Origin of the sequence: Sphaerotilus natans (genome assembly GCF_900156335.1) — a bacterium.
GTDB classification, from domain to species: Bacteria; Pseudomonadota; Gammaproteobacteria; order Burkholderiales; family Burkholderiaceae_C; genus Sphaerotilus; species Sphaerotilus natans.
On the sequence record NZ_FTMZ01000013.1, the window covers coordinates 90,459 to 109,577 of the forward strand.

18 protein-coding genes and 1 tRNA gene are annotated in these 19,119 nt (G+C 71.0%); 7 read left to right on the forward strand and 12 right to left on the reverse strand.

The genetic code is table 11. The features are described 5' to 3' along the window. Positions 1-110: 110 nt before the first annotated feature. Complete coding sequence (locus tag BW996_RS12695) at positions 111-476, reverse strand: DUF2917 domain-containing protein (RefSeq protein ID WP_162177967.1); 366 nt, start codon at positions 474-476, stop codon at positions 111-113. A gap of 122 nt (positions 477-598) precedes the next feature. On the opposite strand from BW996_RS12695, the gene BW996_RS12700 reads away from it, so the two are divergent. Beyond that, positions 599-1,591: a LysR family transcriptional regulator gene (locus BW996_RS12700; RefSeq protein ID WP_037480207.1), complete on the forward strand. Its 993-nt coding sequence runs from the start codon at positions 599-601 to the stop codon at positions 1,589-1,591. A 110-nt stretch (positions 1,592-1,701) separates the two neighbouring features. Beyond that, positions 1,702-2,388, forward strand: coding sequence for a glutathione S-transferase family protein (locus BW996_RS12705; protein WP_037480204.1), 687 nt, complete (start codon positions 1,702-1,704; stop codon positions 2,386-2,388). A gap of 16 nt (positions 2,389-2,404) precedes the next feature. Here the strand turns inward: BW996_RS12705 and BW996_RS22480 are convergent, their stop codons facing one another. Both BW996_RS22480 and BW996_RS12715 read right to left on the reverse strand, forming a co-directional pair. Then, complete coding sequence (locus tag BW996_RS22480; RefSeq protein ID WP_051631764.1) at positions 2,405-3,832, reverse strand: methyl-accepting chemotaxis protein; 1,428 nt, start codon at positions 3,830-3,832, stop codon at positions 2,405-2,407. Positions 3,833-3,981: 149 nt separating this feature from the next. Further along, positions 3,982-4,058 (reverse strand) — tRNA-Met (locus tag BW996_RS12715). A 138-nt stretch (positions 4,059-4,196) separates the two neighbouring features. Here BW996_RS12715 and ureG point away from each other — a divergent pair. Next, a complete protein-coding gene (gene ureG / locus BW996_RS12720) occupies positions 4,197-4,844 on the forward strand; it encodes an urease accessory protein UreG (protein ID WP_037480203.1) in 648 nt (215 codons plus the stop codon). Here ureG and BW996_RS12725 read toward each other — a convergent pair. The 3 genes from BW996_RS12725 to BW996_RS12735 all read right to left on the reverse strand — a co-directional run bounded on the left by BW996_RS12725 (position 4,813) and on the right by BW996_RS12735 (position 6,682). Further along, positions 4,813-5,043 (reverse strand): (2Fe-2S)-binding protein, encoded by a 231-nt coding sequence (locus tag BW996_RS12725; protein WP_037480201.1) that lies wholly within the window; start codon positions 5,041-5,043, stop codon positions 4,813-4,815. The genes ureG and BW996_RS12725 overlap by 32 nt on opposite strands. A gap of 92 nt (positions 5,044-5,135) precedes the next feature. Then, positions 5,136-5,618: a bacterioferritin gene (bfr, locus tag BW996_RS12730; RefSeq protein WP_037480198.1), complete on the reverse strand. Its 483-nt coding sequence runs from the start codon at positions 5,616-5,618 to the stop codon at positions 5,136-5,138. A gap of 104 nt (positions 5,619-5,722) precedes the next feature. Next, positions 5,723-6,682, reverse strand: coding sequence for a LysR family transcriptional regulator (locus tag BW996_RS12735; protein WP_051631763.1), 960 nt, complete (start codon positions 6,680-6,682; stop codon positions 5,723-5,725). Between the two features lie 138 nt (positions 6,683-6,820). On the opposite strand from BW996_RS12735, the gene lysA reads away from it, so the two are divergent. Next, complete coding sequence (gene lysA / locus BW996_RS12740; protein WP_037480196.1) at positions 6,821-8,059, forward strand: diaminopimelate decarboxylase; 1,239 nt, start codon at positions 6,821-6,823, stop codon at positions 8,057-8,059. A gap of 24 nt (positions 8,060-8,083) precedes the next feature. Here the strand turns inward: lysA and BW996_RS12745 are convergent, their stop codons facing one another. From BW996_RS12745 to BW996_RS12760, 4 genes are read right to left on the reverse strand one after another with little or no spacing between them, the layout of a single operon-like run. Then, positions 8,084-9,124, reverse strand: coding sequence for a S49 family peptidase (locus BW996_RS12745; protein WP_037480193.1), 1,041 nt, complete (start codon positions 9,122-9,124; stop codon positions 8,084-8,086). Next, a complete protein-coding gene (locus BW996_RS12750; protein WP_037480192.1) occupies positions 9,121-9,498 on the reverse strand; it encodes a Rieske (2Fe-2S) protein in 378 nt (125 codons plus the stop codon). Before BW996_RS12750 ends, BW996_RS12745 begins: the two co-directional genes overlap by 4 nt. Continuing rightward, on the reverse strand, positions 9,491-10,165 hold the full coding sequence (locus BW996_RS12755; RefSeq protein WP_037480190.1) for an HAD family hydrolase: 675 nt from the start codon (positions 10,163-10,165) through the stop codon (positions 9,491-9,493). Before BW996_RS12755 ends, BW996_RS12750 begins: the two co-directional genes overlap by 8 nt. Continuing rightward, positions 10,162-11,148, reverse strand: coding sequence for an RluA family pseudouridine synthase (locus BW996_RS12760; RefSeq protein WP_037480188.1), 987 nt, complete (start codon positions 11,146-11,148; stop codon positions 10,162-10,164). Before BW996_RS12760 ends, BW996_RS12755 begins: the two co-directional genes overlap by 4 nt. Before the next feature lie 759 nt (positions 11,149-11,907). Between BW996_RS12760 and BW996_RS12765 the strand changes: the two genes are divergently transcribed. From BW996_RS12765 to BW996_RS12775, 3 genes are all read left to right on the forward strand, one after another. Beyond that, on the forward strand, positions 11,908-14,769 hold the full coding sequence (locus BW996_RS12765; protein WP_037480187.1) for an Rne/Rng family ribonuclease: 2,862 nt from the start codon (positions 11,908-11,910) through the stop codon (positions 14,767-14,769). A 176-nt stretch (positions 14,770-14,945) separates the two neighbouring features. Then, positions 14,946-16,868, forward strand: a complete 1,923-nt coding sequence (locus BW996_RS12770; protein ID WP_245801915.1) for a chorismate-binding protein — start codon at positions 14,946-14,948, stop codon at positions 16,866-16,868. An 84-nt stretch (positions 16,869-16,952) separates the two neighbouring features. Then, positions 16,953-17,528 (forward strand): hypothetical protein, encoded by a 576-nt coding sequence (locus BW996_RS12775; RefSeq protein WP_139330872.1) that lies wholly within the window; start codon positions 16,953-16,955, stop codon positions 17,526-17,528. Positions 17,529-17,547: 19 nt separating this feature from the next. Here BW996_RS12775 and nagZ read toward each other — a convergent pair whose 3' ends face one another. Together nagZ and acpS are read right to left on the reverse strand one after the other, a co-directional pair. After that, a complete protein-coding gene (gene nagZ / locus BW996_RS12780) occupies positions 17,548-18,708 on the reverse strand; it encodes a beta-N-acetylhexosaminidase (protein ID WP_081838104.1) in 1,161 nt (386 codons plus the stop codon). Positions 18,709-18,719: 11 nt separating this feature from the next. Further along, positions 18,720-19,118, reverse strand: coding sequence for a holo-ACP synthase (acpS, locus tag BW996_RS12785; protein ID WP_037481773.1), 399 nt, complete (start codon positions 19,116-19,118; stop codon positions 18,720-18,722). Between the last annotated feature and the right edge of the window lies 1 nt (position 19,119).

Genomic DNA, 19,119 nt, shown 5'->3' on the forward strand with positions numbered 1-19,119 from the left:
GCGGTGTCCGACGACGGGGTGCGCCGGACGGGCGGCAGCGCAGGCAGGGGACCGAGAGCATCCATGGGCCGGGCCGCGCGGGCGGCGCGGGATGGGGGATGCGCCCGAGTCTAGGGAGCCCGTTCGTGACGCATCACCGGATAAGGCCGGACCCGGTCCGCCATCTTGCGTGCGGTGCGCGCGGCTTGCTCCAGCAGCAGCGCGAAGGTCTCGGCCAGCAGGGCCAGGGCCTGCAGCGCATCGAGCGGGCTCTGCGCACGGCTGGCGACGAAGGTCAGGCGCGCTGCCTGACCGGCCTGCCAGGGCTCGACCACCAGCCGGTCGCCCTCATGCAGCGGCAGCAGCTCGCCCGGCATCAGCACATGGTCGTGCAGGTCGCCGTCACGGGTGATCCAGACGGGCGCGTCGGCGGCGGCCAGCCAGCCGTCCCGGCTCACGCGGGCGCGGCAGGCGGTGGTGACATGCTCGATTTCCATTTCGCTCTCCCAGGTGGCCGGTCCCTGCATCGGGACCTTCTCGGGTTGACAGTGTTGACAGTGTCCGGTCTGCAGGACTGGCGCGGGATGAAATCGGAGGCATCGATTGATAACATGGCGTCATGAATCGAATGCCTCGTCGCCCGCTGCCGCTCGACTGTCTGCGCACCTTCGAGGCGGTGGCGCGCCTGCTGAGCTTCAGCGCCGCGGCCGAGGAGCTCAACCTGACGCAGCCGGCGATCAGCCGCCAGATCAAGGGTCTGGAAGAGGAGCTGGGCGCGCCGCTGTTCACCCGCGCGACCCGCCGCGTCGAGCTGACCGGCGCCGGCCAGATGCTGCTGCGTGCGGTCGAGCCGGCGCTGGTGCGCATCGACGCCAGCGTGCGCCAGATCCGCCTGAGCCGCAGCCGTGCGATGGTCAGCGTCACCACCTTCCCGTCCTTCGCCTCGCTGTGGCTGATGCCGCGCCTGCCCGATTTCGAGCGTGATCACCCGCTGGCCGACATCCGCATCGCCGCGACCGATCGGATGATCGAGACCGATGATGCCGAGCTCGATGTCGCGCTGCGCCACTGCGATGTCAGCAAGGCGCCCGATGGCGCGATCCGGCTGTTCGGCGAGCTGCTGACGCCGGTGATCGGCGCGCGCCTGGCCGATGCGATCGAGCGAGGCAGCGCGCCGCCGCTGCGCCGCCCCGCCGATCTGGTCGATCACACCCTGCTCGAGATGGATGACGGCCTGCCGGGCTCGCTGGCGACCTGCTGGCCGGTGTGGCTGGCCGCGCAGGGCCTGGGGCAGCTGGCGCCGCGGCGCTGGATCAGCGTCAACTACACGCATCAGCAGGTGCAGGCGGCGCTGGCGGGCCAGGGCGTGGCGCTGGCGCGGCTGGCGATGGTGCATGACGTGGTCGAGCGCGGTGATCTGGTCGAGCCCTTCGGCCAGGCCGGCCGGCTGTGGGCCTCGCCCTGCTACTGGCTGGTGCGGCTGGGCGGACCGGATGCCCGCCAGCGCCCCGAGGTGCAGTCCTTCAGCGACTGGGTGCTGGCGCAGGCGGCGCTGACGCGCCAGGCCATCGGCGATGTGGCCGATCCCGAGGCCGAGACGCTGCCCGACTGATGTCGGGCAGGCATCGCCTCGATGCGCCTTCCTCATGCCATGCCCGGCGCGGCACCGCTAGCATGGGCACCCCGGGCGCCGCAGGGTGCGTTCCGGGCCCGGAGATCAACATGAAGCTCTACATCGGCAACAAGAACTATTCGTCCTGGTCGATGCGCCCGTGGGTGCTGATGAAGCAGTGCGGCATCGACTTCGAGGAAGTGATGGTGCGCTTCGACAGTTTCGACGCCGGCTCGGCCTTCAAGACCGCGCTGCAGGGCGTCTCGCCCACCGGCAAGGTGCCGGTGCTGGTCGACGAGGATGGCCTGGCGATCTGGGACACGCTGGCGATCGCCGAATTCCTGGCCGAGCGCCATCCGGAGAAGGCGCTGTGGCCGCGCAACGCCCGCCGGCGTGCGCTGGCGCGCTCGATGTGCGCCGAGATGCATTCGGGCTTCGGCGCGCTGCGCTCGCACTGTCCGCAGAACATCGAGGCGCATCTGCCGGAGGTCGGCGCGCGCCTGATGGCGGAGCGGGCGGATGTGCGTGCCGATCTGGCCCGGCTGATCGCGTTGTGGGAGCAGGCGCTGACGCTGAGCGGCGGCCCCTTCCTGTTCGGTGCCTTCTCGATTCCGGATGCCTATTTCGCGCCGGTGGCCGGTCGAATCCGCACCTATGGCCTGCCGGTCAGCGCGCCGGTGGCGGCCTGGATCGAGCGGCTGTGGGCCGCGCCCGGCGTGGCCGCCTGGGTGGCCGACGCGCTGTCCGAGCAGGACTTCCTCGACTTCGAGGAGCCCTACCGCAGCGGGCGCGGCTGAGGTCGAGGCCGAAGCCTCAGGCGGCCATCAGCCGGCTGCCGCGCGCCTCGTCGCCGAGGCGGAAGACCTCGACCGCATCGAGCAGCTGACGCGCCTCCTGGCTCAGGCTGGTGGCGGCCGCCGCGCTTTCCTCGACCAGCGCGGCGTTCTGCTGCGTCATGCTGTCGAGTTCGTGCACCGCGCCATGCATCATGCCGATGCCGCTGCTCTGCTCGTCGGTGGCGGCGCTGATCTGCTCGATCATCTGGCTGACACGCTGCACGCTGGCGACGATCTCGTCCATCGTGCGGCCGGCCTGGCTGACCAGCCGGGTGCCGTCGCCGACCTTCTCGACGCTGCTGCCGATGAGCTGGCGGATTTCTGTGGCGGCGGTGGCGCTGCGCTGCGCCAGGTTGCGCACCTCGCCGGCAACGACCGCGAAGCCGCGGCCCTGCTCGCCGGCCCGCGCGGCCTCGACCGCTGCGTTCAGCGCCAGGATGTTGGTCTGGAAGGCGATGCCGTTGATGACGCCGATGATGTCGGCGATCTTGCGCGAACTGGCTTCGATCTCCTGCATCGTGGAGACGACTTCGGTGACGACCTGACCCCCGCGCGAGGCGACCTCGGCGGCGGAGCGCGCCAGCGTGCTGGCCTCGCGCGCGGCGGTCGCGGTGTGCTGCACCGTGCCGGTGAGCTGTTCCATGGAGCTGGCGGTGCTCTGCAGATGGCTGGCGGTCTTCTCGGTGCGCACCGACAGGTCGGTGTTGCCGCTGGCGATCTCGCGCGAGGCCGAGTCGACCTGGACTGCGCTGCTGCGCACCTGGCGGATCGATTGTTCGATGCGAGCGAGGATGTCAAGCAGCCGTGCTGTTGCTGGATCCTCGCTCCGAGTGTGAGTGGTGGCCGTGAGATCGATGTGGCCGGAGTCGTTCAATAGGTTCTCGGTGATCGTGACCAGCTGTTCTGCAGTTCGGAAGTCGGTGCTGGCACGCTGCGCCAGCATAACCAGGATGCTGCTCTCGGCAATGACATACAGAGCATGTTCGACGACCCGTCCCAGACTCGGTTCTGTGAAGCACACCGGGCCCCAGCCCCATTGCTGCATGTAGTTGAAGCTCAGGTGATGCACCGCAATGGCGGCGGCTCCGACGACGATCGGCAGCCAGTGCCGGTAGACCATCGTGACGGCCAGGAAGGCGAAGACGGCGAAGTGCGCTTCGGTCTGCCCGCGCGCGGCATGGATCAGCAGCGCGACCATCGCCATGCCCAGCGTTGGCAGCGCGATCCGACTGCCCAGCCGGCCCTGCGAGGCCAGCGCCGTGCCGACGGCCAGCGCCATCAGCAAGCCGCCAATGCCCAGCACCAGCAGCAGCGAGTCATGGATCGTGGCGTAGATCAGCGCTCCGGCCATCACGACGGCGGTCGCGATCAGCAGCGGGCGGTCATTCGGGTGCAACGTGGGCATGGATGGACAGGTCAGACGGGAACACGCCGGACTCTAGTCAGCATCGGGCCTTGGCGATCCGAACAACAAAGATACCCCACGCGGCTTTCTGTGCCGTAGACGCCAAAACTGAAAAGCCCCTGATGCGTTGGCATCAGGGGCTTCTTGTTTGGTGGCGCTTCACGGACTCGAACCGCGGACCTGTGGATTATGATTCCATCGCTCTAACCGACTGAGCTAAAGCGCCGACAGAAATGAATTATGACCCGTGATTCTGATGAGCGCAAGACTTTTGGGCGAATTTTTTCTCGCACCGAGAGGCGCCCGGTGAAGGCGGCCTGCGTCTTGCATGATCAGTGCTTTCCATTCAAGAGCTTTTCCCACCATGAGCAGTCCCCTTCACTCGATCCCCGGTCGCACCAAGAAGCTCCCGCCGCTGCGGGTCGGCGTCGGCGGGCCGGTCGGCTCCGGCAAGACCACGCTGGTCGAGATGCTGTGCAAGACGATGCGCGAGCGCTGGGACCTGGTGGTCGTCACCAACGACATCTACACTAAGGAGGATCAGCGCCTGCTGACGGTGGCGGGGGCGCTGGATCCGGAGCGCATCATGGGCGTCGAGACCGGCGGCTGCCCGCACACCGCGATCCGCGAGGATGCCTCGATCAACCTCGAGGCGGTGGACCGCATGCTGGAGAAGTTTCCGGATGCCGACATCGTCTTCATCGAGTCCGGTGGCGACAACCTGGCCGCGACCTTCAGCCCGGAGCTGTCGGATCTGACGATCTATGTGATCGACGTGGCCGCCGGCGAGAAGATTCCGCGCAAGGGCGGTCCCGGCATCACGAAGAGTGATCTGTTCGTGATCAACAAGACCGACCTGGCGCCCCATGTTGGAGCCAATCTGGAGGTCATGCGCACCGACACGGTGCGCATGCGGCCGACGAAGCCGTTTGTCATGACCAACCTCAAGACCCGCGAGGGTCTTGCGGAGGTCATCGGCTTCATCGAGCGGAAAGGCCTGCTGGCGCAATGAGCGCGGTCAGCGCGGCGGTGGAACAGCCGCCGCGCGCTGCCATGGCGCCGTCGAACACCTCGCGGGCACAGCCGTTGCAGCGTCCGCAGCCGGTCGAGACGCCGGTCTCGTCCTGCAGCAGATCGAAGCTGAGGGTTCCCGACTGGACCGCGTTGCGGATGTCGCGGTCGGACACACGGTGGCAGAGGCAGATGATCATGCCTCCATGCTACTGACAATGAGAATGTTTCTCAATATTTGTCGCGATACCCCCGCCAAGTCCGGGGGTGTCGGCGGGCATCTGCCGCTGGATCAGCTGCCGGATCCGGTGCCGGCCTGGGTCTGCAGCCAGTTCTGTTCGCCCATCTGCTGGATCAGGCCCTGCTCGGTCTCGATGTGGTCGATGTGCTCCTCGGTGTCGTCGAGGATCTCGAGCAGCACGTCGCGCGAGACATAGTCGCGCACGCTCTCGCAGTGGGCGATGGCTTCCTTCAGCAGCGGGTGCGAGCCCATCTCGATCTTCAGATCGCACTCCAGCACCTCGGCGGCGGTCTCGCCGATGTAGAGCTTGCCCAGATCCTGCAGGTTCGGCAGGCCTTCGAGCATCAGGATGCGCTCGATCAGCTTGTCGGCGTGCTTCATCTCCTCGATCGATTCCTCGTACTCGTGCTTGGCCATCTTGGCCAGGCCCCAGTTCTTCAGCATGCGGGCATGCAGGAAGTACTGGTTGATCGCGGTCAGCTCGTTGCGCAGCTGGGCGTTGAGATACTCGATGACCTTGGCGTCGCCTTTCATGGCTTTCTCCTTGTTCCAAAGTCGGCGATTCTGGCGACATTCGCCGCGGCTGTCCCGCGTGAATGAGGGTAGCCCCGCCGGGCTGTTCTGACCGGAAATGAGGATCAGTCCTGATCCGTAGCCGGATCCGCTTCCGAATCTGCGGCCTGATCTGCGGCCAGGTCGAGGCGGCCGAGCAGCTCGCGGGCTGCCGTGTGCAGCGCCTGCCGGCAGTCCTCGAGCAGCGGGTGCAGGCCGCGCAGCGCCGGCAGCACCAGACCGACATGGAAGGGCACCGACACGGTCAGGGCGCGCACATGCAGGTCCGGTCCGGCCCGGTCGAGCGCGCTCAAGGGGTTGACGATCGCCACGCCCAGTCCCTGGCGCACCAGGGCGCAGACCGCCGCGGCGCTGCCGGTGTCGAGCGCCAGCAGCCGCTGCACGCCCTGCGCGGCGAACAGCGCATCGACCTGCTGCCGGTAGGGATCGGTCGGCGCGAAGCTGATGAAGGTCTCGCCGGCCAGATCGGCCGGCGCGATGCGCCGGCGCTCCAGCAGGCGGTGGCCTGCGGGCAGCACCACCACCTCGTCGACGCTGAGCAGCGGCTCAAGCACGGTCTGCGCCGGCGCGTCTCGGCGCTCGACCAGCCCGAGGTCATGGCGCTGGTCGGACAGTGCCTGCTCGAGCTGGGGCGATTCCAGCGGCGTGACCGACAGCCCGGCCAGCGGCTGCCGGGCCAGGAAATGGCGCGTCGCCGCCGGCAGCAGCGCCTCGGCCAGCGCGGGCAGGCAGGCCAGCTCCAGCCGCCCCTCGGCGAAGTCGCGCAGCGACAGCGCGCGGGCCTGGATGCGCTCCAGGCCGATGAAGGAGCGTGCCACCTCCTGCTGCAGCGCCAGCGCGCGCGGTGTCGGCTGCAGCCGGCCGCGCACCCGCTCGAACAGCACCATGCCCAGCACCTGCTCCAGCCGCGCGATGTCGCGGCTGACGGTGGGCTGCGAGGTGTGCAGGCGCTCGGCCGCGCGCGTCAGGTGGCCGGTGCGCATCACGGCGTCGAAGACTTCGATCAGGCGGTGGCTCAAAGGCATGGCGCCAGCATAGCCGCGCGAGGGGTAGGCATATCCAGAATGAATGAGCCTACGACAAGAAAGCACTGGATTGAATCAACGTGTGGCGCCAGCATCGCGCATCGCTGATTTCTGGCGCGCCTGGGGCGCGTGATTCCGATGAGCCTCGACCTGTCCTCGGCGCTGCTGCGCCAGATCGCCCGTGACCACGGCACCCCGGTGTGGGTCTACGACGCCGACATGATCCGCCGGCGCATCGCCGATCTGAGCGTCTTCGACACCGTGCGCTTCGCGCAGAAGGCCAATTCCAACACCCATGTGCTGCGCCTGATGCGCGAGCAGGGCGTCAAGGTGGACGCGGTCTCGCTGGGCGAGATCGAGCGCGCGCTGCAAGCCGGCTTCCAGCCGGGCTGCACGCCGGGCCAGTCCTCGGAGATCGTCTTCACCGCCGACCTGCTCGACCGCGCGACGCTGGCGCGGGTGGTGGAACTGGGTGTGCCAGTCAACGCCGGCTCGGTCGACATGCTGCACCAGCTCGGCGCGGTGGCCGCGGGCCACCCGGTCTGGCTGCGCATCAACCCCGGCTTCGGCCACGGCCACAGCAACAAGACCAACACCGGCGGCGAGCACAGCAAGCACGGCATCTGGCACGCCGACCTGCCGCTGGCGCTTGAGGCGATCCGCACGCACGGCCTGCGCCTGGTGGGCCTGCACATGCACATCGGCTCGGGCGTGGACTACGGCCACCTCGAGCAGGTCTGCGAGGCGATGGTCGATCTGGTGATCCGCAGCGGCGCGGACCTGGAGGCGATCTCCGCCGGTGGCGGGCTCTCCGTGCCCTACCGCGATGGCGAGCCGCGCATCGACACCGCGCACTACTTCGGCCTGTGGGACGCCGCGCGCCAGCGCATCGCCGCCCACCTGGGCCATGCGGTGCACCTGGAGCTGGAGCCGGGCCGCTACCTGGTGGCCGAGTCCGGCCTGCTGCTGGCCGAGGTGCGCGCGACCAAGGCGATGGGCGTCAACCGCTTCGTGCTGGTGGACGCCGGCTTCAACGACCTGATGCGCCCGTCGATGTACGGCAGCTACCACGCCATCAGCGTGCTGGACGCGCCGGCGGACGCGCCGCGCCAGCCCTGCGTCGTCGCCGGCCCGCTGTGCGAGTCGGGCGACGTCTTCACCCAGGGCGAGGGCGGCGTGGTGCTGACGCGCGAGCTGCCGGCGGTGCAGGTCGGCGACCTGCTGGTCTTCCACAACGCCGGCGCCTACGGCGCGTCGATGTCGAGCAACTACAACAGCCGCCCGCTGATCCCCGAGGTGCTGGTCGATGCCGGCCAGGCCCGGCTGATCCGCCGCCGCCAGACGGTGGCCGAGCTGCTGGCGCTGGAAGACTGCTGAAGCCGGCCGCGCCGGGCGCCCGGCTCAGTGCACGGCCGGCAGCCGGCCCAGGGCGCGCACCGCGCCCTCGCCGATGGCCGCACCGAAGCGCTTGGCCAGCCGCTCGGCGACGTTCTCCTTGGGCGTGTAGTCGATGATTTCCTCGGCCTTGATGACATCGCGGGCCACATGGTCGAGATTGCCCAGGCCGTCGGCCAGGCCCATCTTCACCGCCTCCTCGCCGTTCCAGAACAGGCCGGAGAAGGTCTCGGGCGTTTCCTTCAGGCGCTCGCCGCGGCCCTCGCGCACTGTGTCGATGAACTGGCGGTGGATCTGGTCGAGCATGGCCTGCGCATAGCCGCGCTGCTTCTCGCTCAGCGGCGAGTAGGGGTCGAGCATGCCCTTGTTCTCGCCGGCGGTCAGCAGCCGGCGCTCGACGCCGACCTTCTCCAGCACCTTGTCGAAGCCGAAGCCGTCCATCAGCACGCCGATCGAGCCGACGATCGAGGCCTTGTCGACATAGATCTCGTCGGCCGCGACCGCGATGTAGTAGGCGCCGGAGGCGGCGCTCTCCTCGACCACCGCATAGACCTTCTTGTTGTGCAGCGCCTTCAGGCGCTTGACCTCGTCGTAGACGATGCCGGCCTGCACCGGGCTGCCGCCGGGCGAGTTGATGCGGATGATGACGCCCTGCGCGCCGGCGTCCTCGAAGGCGCTCTTCAGGCCGGACAGCAGCACCTCGGCGCTGGCTTCGCCCCCGGCGGCGATCTCGCCGCGCAGCTCCACCAGCGCGCTGTGCGGGCCGGACGGCGCGCTGCTGGTGGCGGTGTCCTGGTGAATGGTCCAGGCGGCGAAGACGCCCAGCGCCAGCCAGCCGAAGCGGAAGAACAGGTTCCAGCGCCGGCTGCTGCGGCGGTCGCGCACATAGTCGCGCGCGAACTGCTCCATCACATGGTCGAAGCTGCCGCGCCCGATCGGCATCGGCGGCGGTGCGGCAGGTGTGTCGGCCACCTGCGCGACCGGGTCGGGGCGGGGGGCAGCGTTCGGGGCGGGCGCGGGGGCGGAGGCGTCGTCTTGCGGGCTCATGGACAGGCGGGCGTCAGTGTGTCCGAAGGATACCAATACACCTGACCGTCGCGCTCCTCGACGCGGATGGCCTTGAGGCGGCGGCCCCGGCAGGGCCCGCCCACGCACACGCCGCTGGCCGGCTCGTAGGCCGCGCCATGGATCGAGCACAGGATCCAGCGGCCCTCGTCATCGAGGAAATGGCCGGGCTGCCAGTCCATCTCGGCCGGCACATGCGCGCACTGATTCAGGTAGGCCACCGGCTGGCCGTCGATGCGCAGCACGAAGCCGCGTGCCGGCCGGCCGTATTCCCGCAGATCGAAGACATGGGCCAGGCCGCGCTCGAGCAGCGCGTCGGAGGCGCACAGCGGCAGGGGAGCGATCGCCTCAGCCATGGCTGGCCAGCCAGTCGTGCAGCTCGCGCACCGAGTGGGCGATCGTCAGCGGCCGCAGATCGCCGAGCTGCTCGGGCGGATGCGCGCCGTAGGCCACCGCCACCGCATCGGTGCCGGCGTTGGCGGCGAGCTGCAGGTCGTGCGTGGTGTCGCCGATCATCAGCGTGCGTTCCGGGTCGACGCCGAACTCGCGCATCAGCTCCTGCAGCATCTGGGGGTGTGGCTTGGAGCGGGTCTCGTCGGCGGTGCGGGTGGCGTCGAAGAGGCCGCCCAGCGCGCTGATGCGCAGCGCCTCGTCCAGGCCGTGGCGGCTCTTGCCGGTGGCCACCGCCAGCCAGTGGTTGCGCTCGCGCAGGCCGGCCAGCAGCTCCGGCACGCCCGCGAACAGCGTGACCTGGTCGTGGCTGGCGAAATAGTGCTGGCGGTAGCGCCGGCCGAGCTCCGGGTACAGGTCGATCGGCAGGTCCGGCACCGCACGCTGCAGCGCGTCCTGCAGACCCAGGCCGATGACGTGGGCGGCGGCCTCGTCGCTGGGCACCGGCGCGTCCAGGTCCCGGCAGGCGGCCTGGATCGCGCGCACGATCAGCGCGGTGGAGTCGAACAGCGTGCCGTCCCAGTCGAAGACGATCAGGTCGTAGCGGCGGGGGCGCAGGGCAGAGGAGCTCATGGCGTGGCGGGGGTGTCGGTGGAGGGAGCCGCGGCGGGCAGCGGCGGCAGCCGGTTCAGCAGCGTGACACAGTCCGGAGGCAGCGGTGCGGCCAGCTCGATGCGCTCGCCGCTGGCCGGGTGGTCGAAGGCCAGCCGGCGCGCGTGCAGGAACATGCGCTCGAAGCGCAGGCCTGGCACCGCCTCGCCGCGCGCCAGCGCCTTGTTCAGCGCGAAGTCGCCGTACTTGTCGTCGCCGACGATCGGGTGGCCCTCGTTCTGCAGGTGCACGCGGATCTGGTGCGTGCGGCCGGTCTTGATCGTCACGTCCAGCAGCGTGTAGCCGGCCCAGGCCTTGACGATGCGCACCAGCGAGATCGAGCGCCGCCCGTCGGGATGGTCGGCGCCGACCGCGCGCACCCGGCGCTCGCCGGCAGTGTCCAGGAACTTGTGCAGCGCGACATCGATCACCTTGCGCGCCGCCGGCCAGGTGCCGCTCACCAGCGCCGAGTAGGTCTTGCCGGTCTCGCGCTGGCGGAACTGGTCCTGCAGCGCGGTCAGCGCGCTGCGCTTCTTGGCGATCAGCAGCAGGCCGGAGGTCTCCTTGTCGAGTCGGTGCACCAGCTCGAGGAACTTGGCCTCGGGCCGCGCGCGGCGCAGCTGCTCGATGACGCCGAAGCTCACGCCCGAGCCGCCGTGCACCGCCACGCCCGCCGGCTTGTCGACCACCAGCACGTGCTCGTCCTCGAACAGCACCGGGAACTCGCGCGCGGGCACCGCCGCAGTGGCCTGCGCGTCAGGCTCGTTCAGGCGCAGCGGCGGCACCCGCACCTGGTCGCCGATCTGCAGCCGCGACTCCGCGCTGGCGCGGCCCTTGTTGATGCGCACCTCGCCGCTGCGGATGATGCGGTAGACGAGCGTCTTGGGCGCGCCCTTGAGCTCGCGCAGCAGGAAGTTGTCGAGCCGCTGGCCGGCGCTGCCCTCGTCGACGACGAGGTGGCGCACCAGGGCGGTGCTCGGGCTGGAGGCGGTTCCAGTCAAGGGCCGGGCCGGCTCCTTTCGGGGGTCTTTTCCAGAATCGGGCCGGCCGGGCTTTGCCCCTATAATGCGTTGGACCACGTTGGCGCTGTAAGTGTTTGATTTGCCTGAGTTTAGCGGGCACTGAGAAGCAGCCTCCGGCGCAAGGTGGTCGCGGTCGTCTCGCGGCATGCTGCATGCCCGGTGCGACTGCAACGCTGATGCAGCGCGCGTTCTGTCGGTGGTGCGCATTCCCAAGGTGAGTGCGCGGGCTGTCAGGACGGGCGCCAGAGACCACGCTGAAAGAGCCCTGACACAAGGTTTTTCCGGCTGCAGCAGCGATGGCCGGCGCGGGTCGTGAGAAATCTCGCATGACGACGCGTCCTCCGGCCTGTCGCTGCTGTGGCCTGCGTCCGACGAACGGACGCCGCCGTCGCATGAAGCAGAAGTGCCTTTTGCCGTTTCCCGACCCGACCGCCGGCGCCCAGCGCCCCCGGCCGGAGCCGTCCGCTGTCGCGGATGCGTCGGATGGCGGACCCGTGCCCTGCCGGTCCGTCCGGCATCACGCGGCCGGCCTGCTGCGATCCGACCCGGCATCCCTCCTGTCCACGCACGCGCCAACGCCGCGCAGCTGATCCACCCGTCGCGAGACCGGTGCCTGCCGCGCAGTCCAGGGCGATTCCTTCCCGGCTCCTTCCGTGCGGCCTCGCGCATCTCTTGATGATGAAGCGAGCATGAGGAGAAAACGTGAAACGCATGCTGATCAATGCCACGCAGCCGGAAGAGCGGCGCCTGGCGATCGTTGATGGCCAGAAGCTGATCGACTTCGAGACCGAGATCGAAGGGCGCGAGCAGCGCAAGGGCAACATCTACAAGGCCGTCGTCACCCGTGTCGAGCCCTCGCTGGAGGCCTGCTTCGTCGACTACGGCGAAGACCGCCACGGCTTTCTGCCGTTCAAGGAAATCTCGCGCCAGTACTTCAAGGACGGCGTCGAGGTCCGCTCGGCGCGCATCCAGGACGTGATCAAGGAAGGCCAGGAGCTGCTGGTCCAGGTCGAGAAGGAAGAGCGCGGCAACAAGGGCGCAGCGCTGACCACCTTCGTGAGCCTGGCTGGCCGCTACCTGGTGCTGATGCCCAACAACCCGCGCGGCGGTGGCGTGAGCCGCCGCATCGAGGGCGAGGACCGCGAGGAGCTGAAGGAAAACCTCGAGCAGCTCGAATACCCCAAGGGCATGAGCCTGATCGCCCGCACCGCCGGCATCGGCCGCACCGCGCCCGAGCTGCAGTGGGACCTGAACTACATGCTCAAGCTGTGGTCGGCGATCGACGACGCGGCCAAGGGCGGCAAGGGCGCCTTCCTGATCTATCAGGAGTCGTCGCTGGTGATCCGCGCGATCCGCGACTACTTCACCGCCGACATCGGCGAGATCCTGATCGACACCGACGACATCTACGAGCAGGCGCGGCAGTTCATGCTGCACGTCATGCCCGAGACGGCCAGCCGCGTGAAGCGCTACCGCGATGACGCGCCGCTGTTCAGCCGCTTCCAGATCGAGCACCAGATCGAGACGGCCTTCAGCCGCACGGTGCACCTGCCCTCGGGCGGCGCCATCGTCATCGACCACACCGAGGCGCTGGTGTCGATCGACGTCAACTCGGCGCGCGCCACCCGCGGCGGCGACATCGAGGAGACCGCCACCCGCACCAACCTGGAAGCCGCCGACGAGATCGCCCGCCAGGCGCGTCTGCGCGACCTGGGCGGCCTGCTGGTGGTCGACTTCATCGACATGGAGGAGTCGAAGAACCGCCGCGAGGTCGAGCAGCGCCTGCGCGACGCGCTGCGCCATGACCGCGCCCGCGTGCAGTTCTCGTCGATCTCGAAGTTCGGTCTGCTGGAGATGAGCCGCCAGCGCCTGCGCCCGGCGCTCTCCGAGGGCAGCCACATCACCTGCCCGCGCTGCAACGGCACCGGCCACATCCGCGACACCGAGTCCTCCGCGCTGCAGACGCTGCGCATCATCCAGGAGGAGTCGATGAAGGAGGGCACGGCCGCGGTGCACGTCCAGGTCCCGGTCGAGGTCGCCAGCTTCCTGCTCAACGAGAAGCGCACCGAGATCACCAAGATCGAGCTCAAGCAGCGCGTCACCGTGCTGCTGGTGCCCAACAAGCACCTCGACACGCCGAACTACAAGCTCGAGCGCCTGCGCCATGACGACGCGCGCCTGGAGAACCTGAAGGCCAGCTACTCGATGATCGAGGAGCCGCCGGAGGATGTCGGTCTGCCCCGCCGCGAGAAGCAGCAGGCCAAGGCCAAGCAGGAGCCGGTCATCAAGGGCGTGCTGCCTGACCAGCCCGCGCCGGTCGCCGCGCCGAAGCCCGAGCCGGTCGCGGCTGCGCCGGTCGCCGCCGCACCGGCCCCGGTGGCGGCTCCGGCTCCGGCCCCGGCTCCGGTCGCCCCGGCACCTGCGCCGGCCACCGGCTTCTTCGGCTGGATGAAGCGCCTGTTCGGCATCGCGCCGGCGCCCGCGCCGGTGCAGGCTGCGGCCCAGCCGGTGGCTGCGGCCGCGCAGCCGGTCGAAGCCGATACCGCCGCCGCTCAGCCCACGGCCACCCCGGCCGGCGAGCCGCGCGGTGATCGTGGCGAGCGCGGCGATCGTCGCGGCGGCCGCAACGGCGAGCGCCGTGGGGGACGCAACGGCGAACGTGGCGAACGCGGTGAACGTGGCGAGCGTGCCGATCGAGGCGAGCAGCGTGGCGATCGTCCGCCGCGTGGCGAACGCGGCGAGCGCGGCGACCGTCCGCAGCGCGAGCGTCGTCCGGCCCCCGAGGTCACGGCACCGGCCGACGAGGCCACGCTGCAGGCGCCGGCCTTTGCCGACACCCAGCCCCAGGCCTTCGATGGCGAGGACGCCAGCGCCGAGCGCGATGGCCGCCGTCGCCGCCGTGGTGGTCGCAATCGCCGCGACCGTGACGAGCGCGGTGCCGAGGGCGCGGTGACCGAGGACGGCCAGGCCGTCGAGCTCGCGTCGACCGAGGCGTCCGAGCCGGTCGAGCCCGCACCGGTGGCCGCCGACGAGGTCCGCGAGGATGGCGCCGCCCGCGAGGAAGGGCGTCGTCGTCGCCGCCGTGGTGGTCGCCGCGACGAGGCGGCGGGCGAGGGCGTGTCCGACAGCGTGGCCGAAGGCCAGGACGCCGAGCCGGCGGCCGCTGCCGCGCTGGCCCCGGCCGAGCCGGCTGTCGAGCCGGTGGTCGCTGCGGCGGCCGCTGCCGTGGCACCGGCCGCCGAACCGGTGGCGGCCGCCGTGGCCGCGCCGGTCGCCGAGCCGGTTGTCGAGCCCGTCGCGGTCGCGCAGCCCTATGTGCTGCAGATCGACGCGCTGGCCGAGGTGGCCCGCGAAGCCGGCCTGGAGTGGATCAACTCCGACCCGGACAAGGTCCGCGCGGTCCAGGAGGCGATCGCCGCCGAGCCCAAGCCGGTCCATGTGCCGCGCGAGCCGCGTCCGGTGGTGCTGGTCGACGAGGGGCCGCTGATCCTGGTCGAGACCCGCCGCGATCTGGCCTCGCTGCAGCTGCCTTTCGAGGTCGAGGCCCAGGCGGCGCGCGGCTGATGCCGTGAGCCCGAGGGTGATGCCCTGCGCCTGCAGGGCGTCTCCGACATGACGCCGCCCGGCTTGCGCCCGGCGGCGTTTTTCTTGGCCGGGCATGATGCATGCGTGAGTCCTGGGCGCGTCCGAGCTGCTGCGCCTGTCCGCCCTGCTACCTGTCCCATTTCCAGTACACGACCGTGTTCCTGCCTGCCGATCCTGTCCCGTCTTCCGATCATTCCGCCGTCTTCGCGCTGCTCGACGAGGCCGACGCGCCTGCGGGGGCGCCGCGCAGCCGGCTGCTGAGCGGCTGGCTCGGCGAGTGGCGCTGCGACGATCCGGCCACGCTGGAGGCGGTCTGGGCCGGCGCGCAGGCGCAGATCGCCGCCGGGGCGCACGCGCTGCTGCTGGCCGACTACGAATGGGGCGTGCGGCTGGCCGGTGCCGGAACGCCCGGCGGCTGGAGCGAGCAGGCGCCGGGCGCGCTGCGGCTCCTGATGTTCTCGCGCCTGCAGCGGCTCGACGCCGAGGGCGTGGCCGCCTGGCTGGCCCAGGCCGAGGGCCGCGCCGAGCCCGCGCCGGCGGCGGTGCTGGCGCCGCAGCCCGACGACGAAGACGCCACCTACGCCGCCGCGATCGCGCGCATCCACGCGCTGATCCGCGCCGGCGAGACTTACCAGGTCAACCACACGCTGCGCCTGCGCGGCCAGGCGCTCGGCACGCCGCTGGCGCTGTACCGGCGGCTGCGCGCGCTGCAGCCGGTGCCCTTCGGCGCGCTGGTGGCGCTGCCGGGCGACCGCTGGGTGCTGTCGTGCTCGCCGGAGCTTTTTGTGCGCCACGAGGGCGGACGGCTGCAGGCGCGGCCGATGAAGGGCACCGCCGCGCGCCGCCCCGACGACGCGCAGGCCGATGCCGCCGCCGCCGCCTGGCTGGGCGCCGACACCAAGAACCGCGCCGAGAACCTGATGATCGTGGACCTGCTGCGCAACGACCTCGGCCGCATCGCCCGCACCGGCAGCGTGAAGGTGCCGGCGCTGTTCCAGGTCGAGCCCTACCGCACCGTCTTCCAGATGACCTCCACCGTCGAGGCCGAGCCCGCGCCGGGCGCCGATCTGCCGGCGGTGCTGCGCGCGCTCTTTCCCTGCGGCTCGATCACCGGCGCCCCGAAGCACCGCACGATGCAGCTGATCGAGTCGCTCGAATCCTCGCCGCGCGGGCTCTACACCGGCGCGATCGGCTGGGTGGAGGCGCCCGCGCCCGGCAGCGACCGGCGGCTGGGCGACTTCGCGCTCTCGGTGGCAATCCGCACGCTGGAGCTGGGCGCGCCGGTTGGTCCTGTGCCGGGGCAAGGCGGCCTGCGGCCGGTCACGCTGGGCGTGGGCGGTGGCATCGTGCTCGATTCGGTGGCCGAGGACGAGGCGGCCGAGTGGCGGCTGAAGTCGCGCTTCGCCACCCGGCCCGATCCGGGCTTCACGCTGTTCGAGACGATCCGCGTCGAGGCCGGCCAGCCGCTGCGGCTGCCGGCGCATCTGGCGCGGCTGGGCGCCAGCGCGGCGGCGCTGGGCTTCGCCTTCGACGGCGAGGCGCTGCGGGCGGCGGTGCTCGCGCAGGCGCAGGCGCTGCCGGGCGAACTCGTCCACCGGCTGCGGCTGGACCTGGCGCGCGACGGCGGCTGGCAGATCCGTCACGGCGTGCTCGCGTCGCTGCCCGACGGGCCGCTGGGCCTGCTGCCGCCGGGCCCGGCGCTGCCGGCGGACGAGGCGGCGCTGCTGGCGCACAAGACCTCGCTGCGCGCCACCTACGACGCGGCGATCCGCGAGGCCGAGGCGCAGGGCGCCTTCGACCGCATCTTCGTCAACCCGCGCGGCGAGCTGACCGAGGGTGCGCGCAGCACGCTGCTGCTGCGCCTGGACGGCCGCTGGTGGACGCCGCCGGTGGCCGCCGGCGCGCTGCCCGGCGTGATGCGCGCGGCGCTGATGGCCGATCCGGCCTGGGCGCTGCAGGAGCGCGTGCTGCGCCCGGCCGATCTCGAGCGCGCCGAGGCGCTGGCGCTGTGCAACGCGCTGCGCGGCGTGTGTCCGGCCCGGCTGCATGGCTGTATCAGCCTGGAGCAGCGCGGCTGAGCGAGGCCGGGTCTGTGCGGGTGGGCGCTTGTCTGCGGCATCACTACAGTGCCCAGCCATGAGGAAGAAAGAGGAGATCTGCTCGTGACAAGCCTGTTGTTCATCCTGCTGGCCGCTGCCGCCGGTTTCTGGATCGGCCGGGGCCAGGGCCGGGGCGAGGCGGCCCGCCAGATGGCGGCGCTGCAGTCCGAGGTCGAGGCCCGGGAAAGCCGGGAGCGGGCCTCTCAGGCCGCGACCCTGAGCGAGAGCCAGACGGCGCTGACGCGTGCCCAGGCCGCCAGCCGCGCCGAACTGGATGCGCTCAATCACCGCCTGGCCGAGACCCGGCGCCAGTCGGAGGCCGCAGTGGCGGCGCTGCGCGAGGAGCAGGCGCGATCGGCCAGCGAACGCCAGTCGCTGCAGCAGCGCGCCGAGGCGCTCTCGCGCCAGCTCGAGGCGGTGCAGGCGGATCGCCAGGCTGACGAGCGTCGGCTGCAGGCGCTGCAGCAGTCCGGCGAGACGGCCGCCCGGCAGTCGGCGGCGCTGTCGCGCGAGGCCTACCAGGCGCTGAAGTCGCTGCATGCCGAACTGGCGGCCGAGCGGGCCGCCCACGCACAGACGCGCGAGCAGGGCGGTGCGCTGGCGCGCGAGGCCTACACCGCGCTGCGTCGCGCGGCCTGAGCCGGGCCGGCCGTCGCGTTCAGAGCAGCGGCTCGATCCGCTGCAGCGCGCGCCGGTAGGGCGCGTCGTGCATCAGCTCGTCCCAGGTCAGCGGCGGGGTCTGCGGCAGCAGCGCCAGGCGGCGCGCCTCGCTGTCGGGGCTCTGGTGCCAGTCGCCGCGCTCCAGCGCCGCCTGCAGGCCGTCGAGCAGCGCGTCGACCGCGCGGCCGCCGTCGAGCGACTGGTTGCACAGCAGCACCATGTCGCAGCCCGCGCCCAGCGCCAGCGTCGCGGCCTCGGTGTAGCTCAGCACCGCGCCGTCCTTGACGCCGGGCACGCGGCGCGCGCCCTCCATGCTCAGGTCGTCGCTGAAGATCACGCCGGTGAAGCCGAGCTGCTCGCGCAGCACCGCGTTCAGCCAGCGCGGCGAGTAGCCCGCCGGCCGCGCGTCGACCTGCGGATAGATCACATGCGCGGGCATCACGCTGGTCAGGCAGGTCGAGAGCCATTCGTAGGGGCGGGCGTCGTCGGCCAGGATCGTCTCGAGCGTGCGCTCGTCGGTGGGCACCGCGACATGGCTGTCGGCCTCGGCCCAGCCGTGGCCGGGAAAATGCTTGCCGCAGTTGGCCATGCCGGCCTGCAGCAGGCCCTGCATCAGGCTGCGCGCCAGCGTCGCGGCCACCCGCGGGTCGCGGTGGAAGGCGCGGTTGCCGATGACGCCGCTGCGGCCGTGGTCCAGGTCGAGCACCGGCGTGAAGCTCAGGTCGACGCCGCAGGCGCGCAGCTCGGCCGCCAGCACCCGGCCGGCGGCGCAGGCCATGTCGCAGGCGGTCAGGGCGCCGTGGCCTTCGCCCTGGGCCGCGTCGTTCATCCAGCGCTCGCCGAAGGCGCGCATCGGCGGCAGGTGGGTGAAGCCGTCGGTGCGGAAGCGCTGCACCCGGCCGCCCTCATGGTCGACGCAGACCACCACGTCGGGCCGGATCGACTTGATCTCGGCCACCAGCCGGGTCAGCTGTGCGCGGTCCTTCCAGTTGCGGCCGAACAGGATCAGGCCGCCGGTGAGCGGATGCGCCAGGCGGCGGCGGTCGTCGTCGTCCAGCGTCAGGCCGGCGACATCGAGCACGACCGGCGCGTGCGCCGGGACGATGGGCTCGGGTGCGGGCAGGTCGGACTTCTTCTTGCTGCTCTTGCGGGTGGGCATGGGGGCGTGCCTCAGGGTTGGCGGGTCTCGACGACGACGAAGCTGGTGGCGTAGTCGCTCTCGTCGGTCAGGCTGACATGGGCGACCAGGCCCTGCTGGTCGAACCAGGCGGCCAGCGCGCCGTGCAGGCGGATCTCGGGCTGGCCGCTGGGGCGGTTGAGCGTCTCGCAGTCGCGCCAGCGCATCGGCGAGCGCAGGCCCAGGCCGATCGCCTTCGAGAAGGCTTCCTTGGCCGAGAAGCGGGTGGCGAGGTAGGCCACGCCGCGGGCCTCGGCCTGCGCGCGGCGGGCGCGGAAGACCGCCATCTCGTTCGGGCCGAGCACCTTCTCGGCGAAGCGCTCGCCGTGGCGCTCCAGCGCCGCGCGGATGCGGCGGATGTCGCAGATGTCGGTGCCGATGCCGTGGACCATG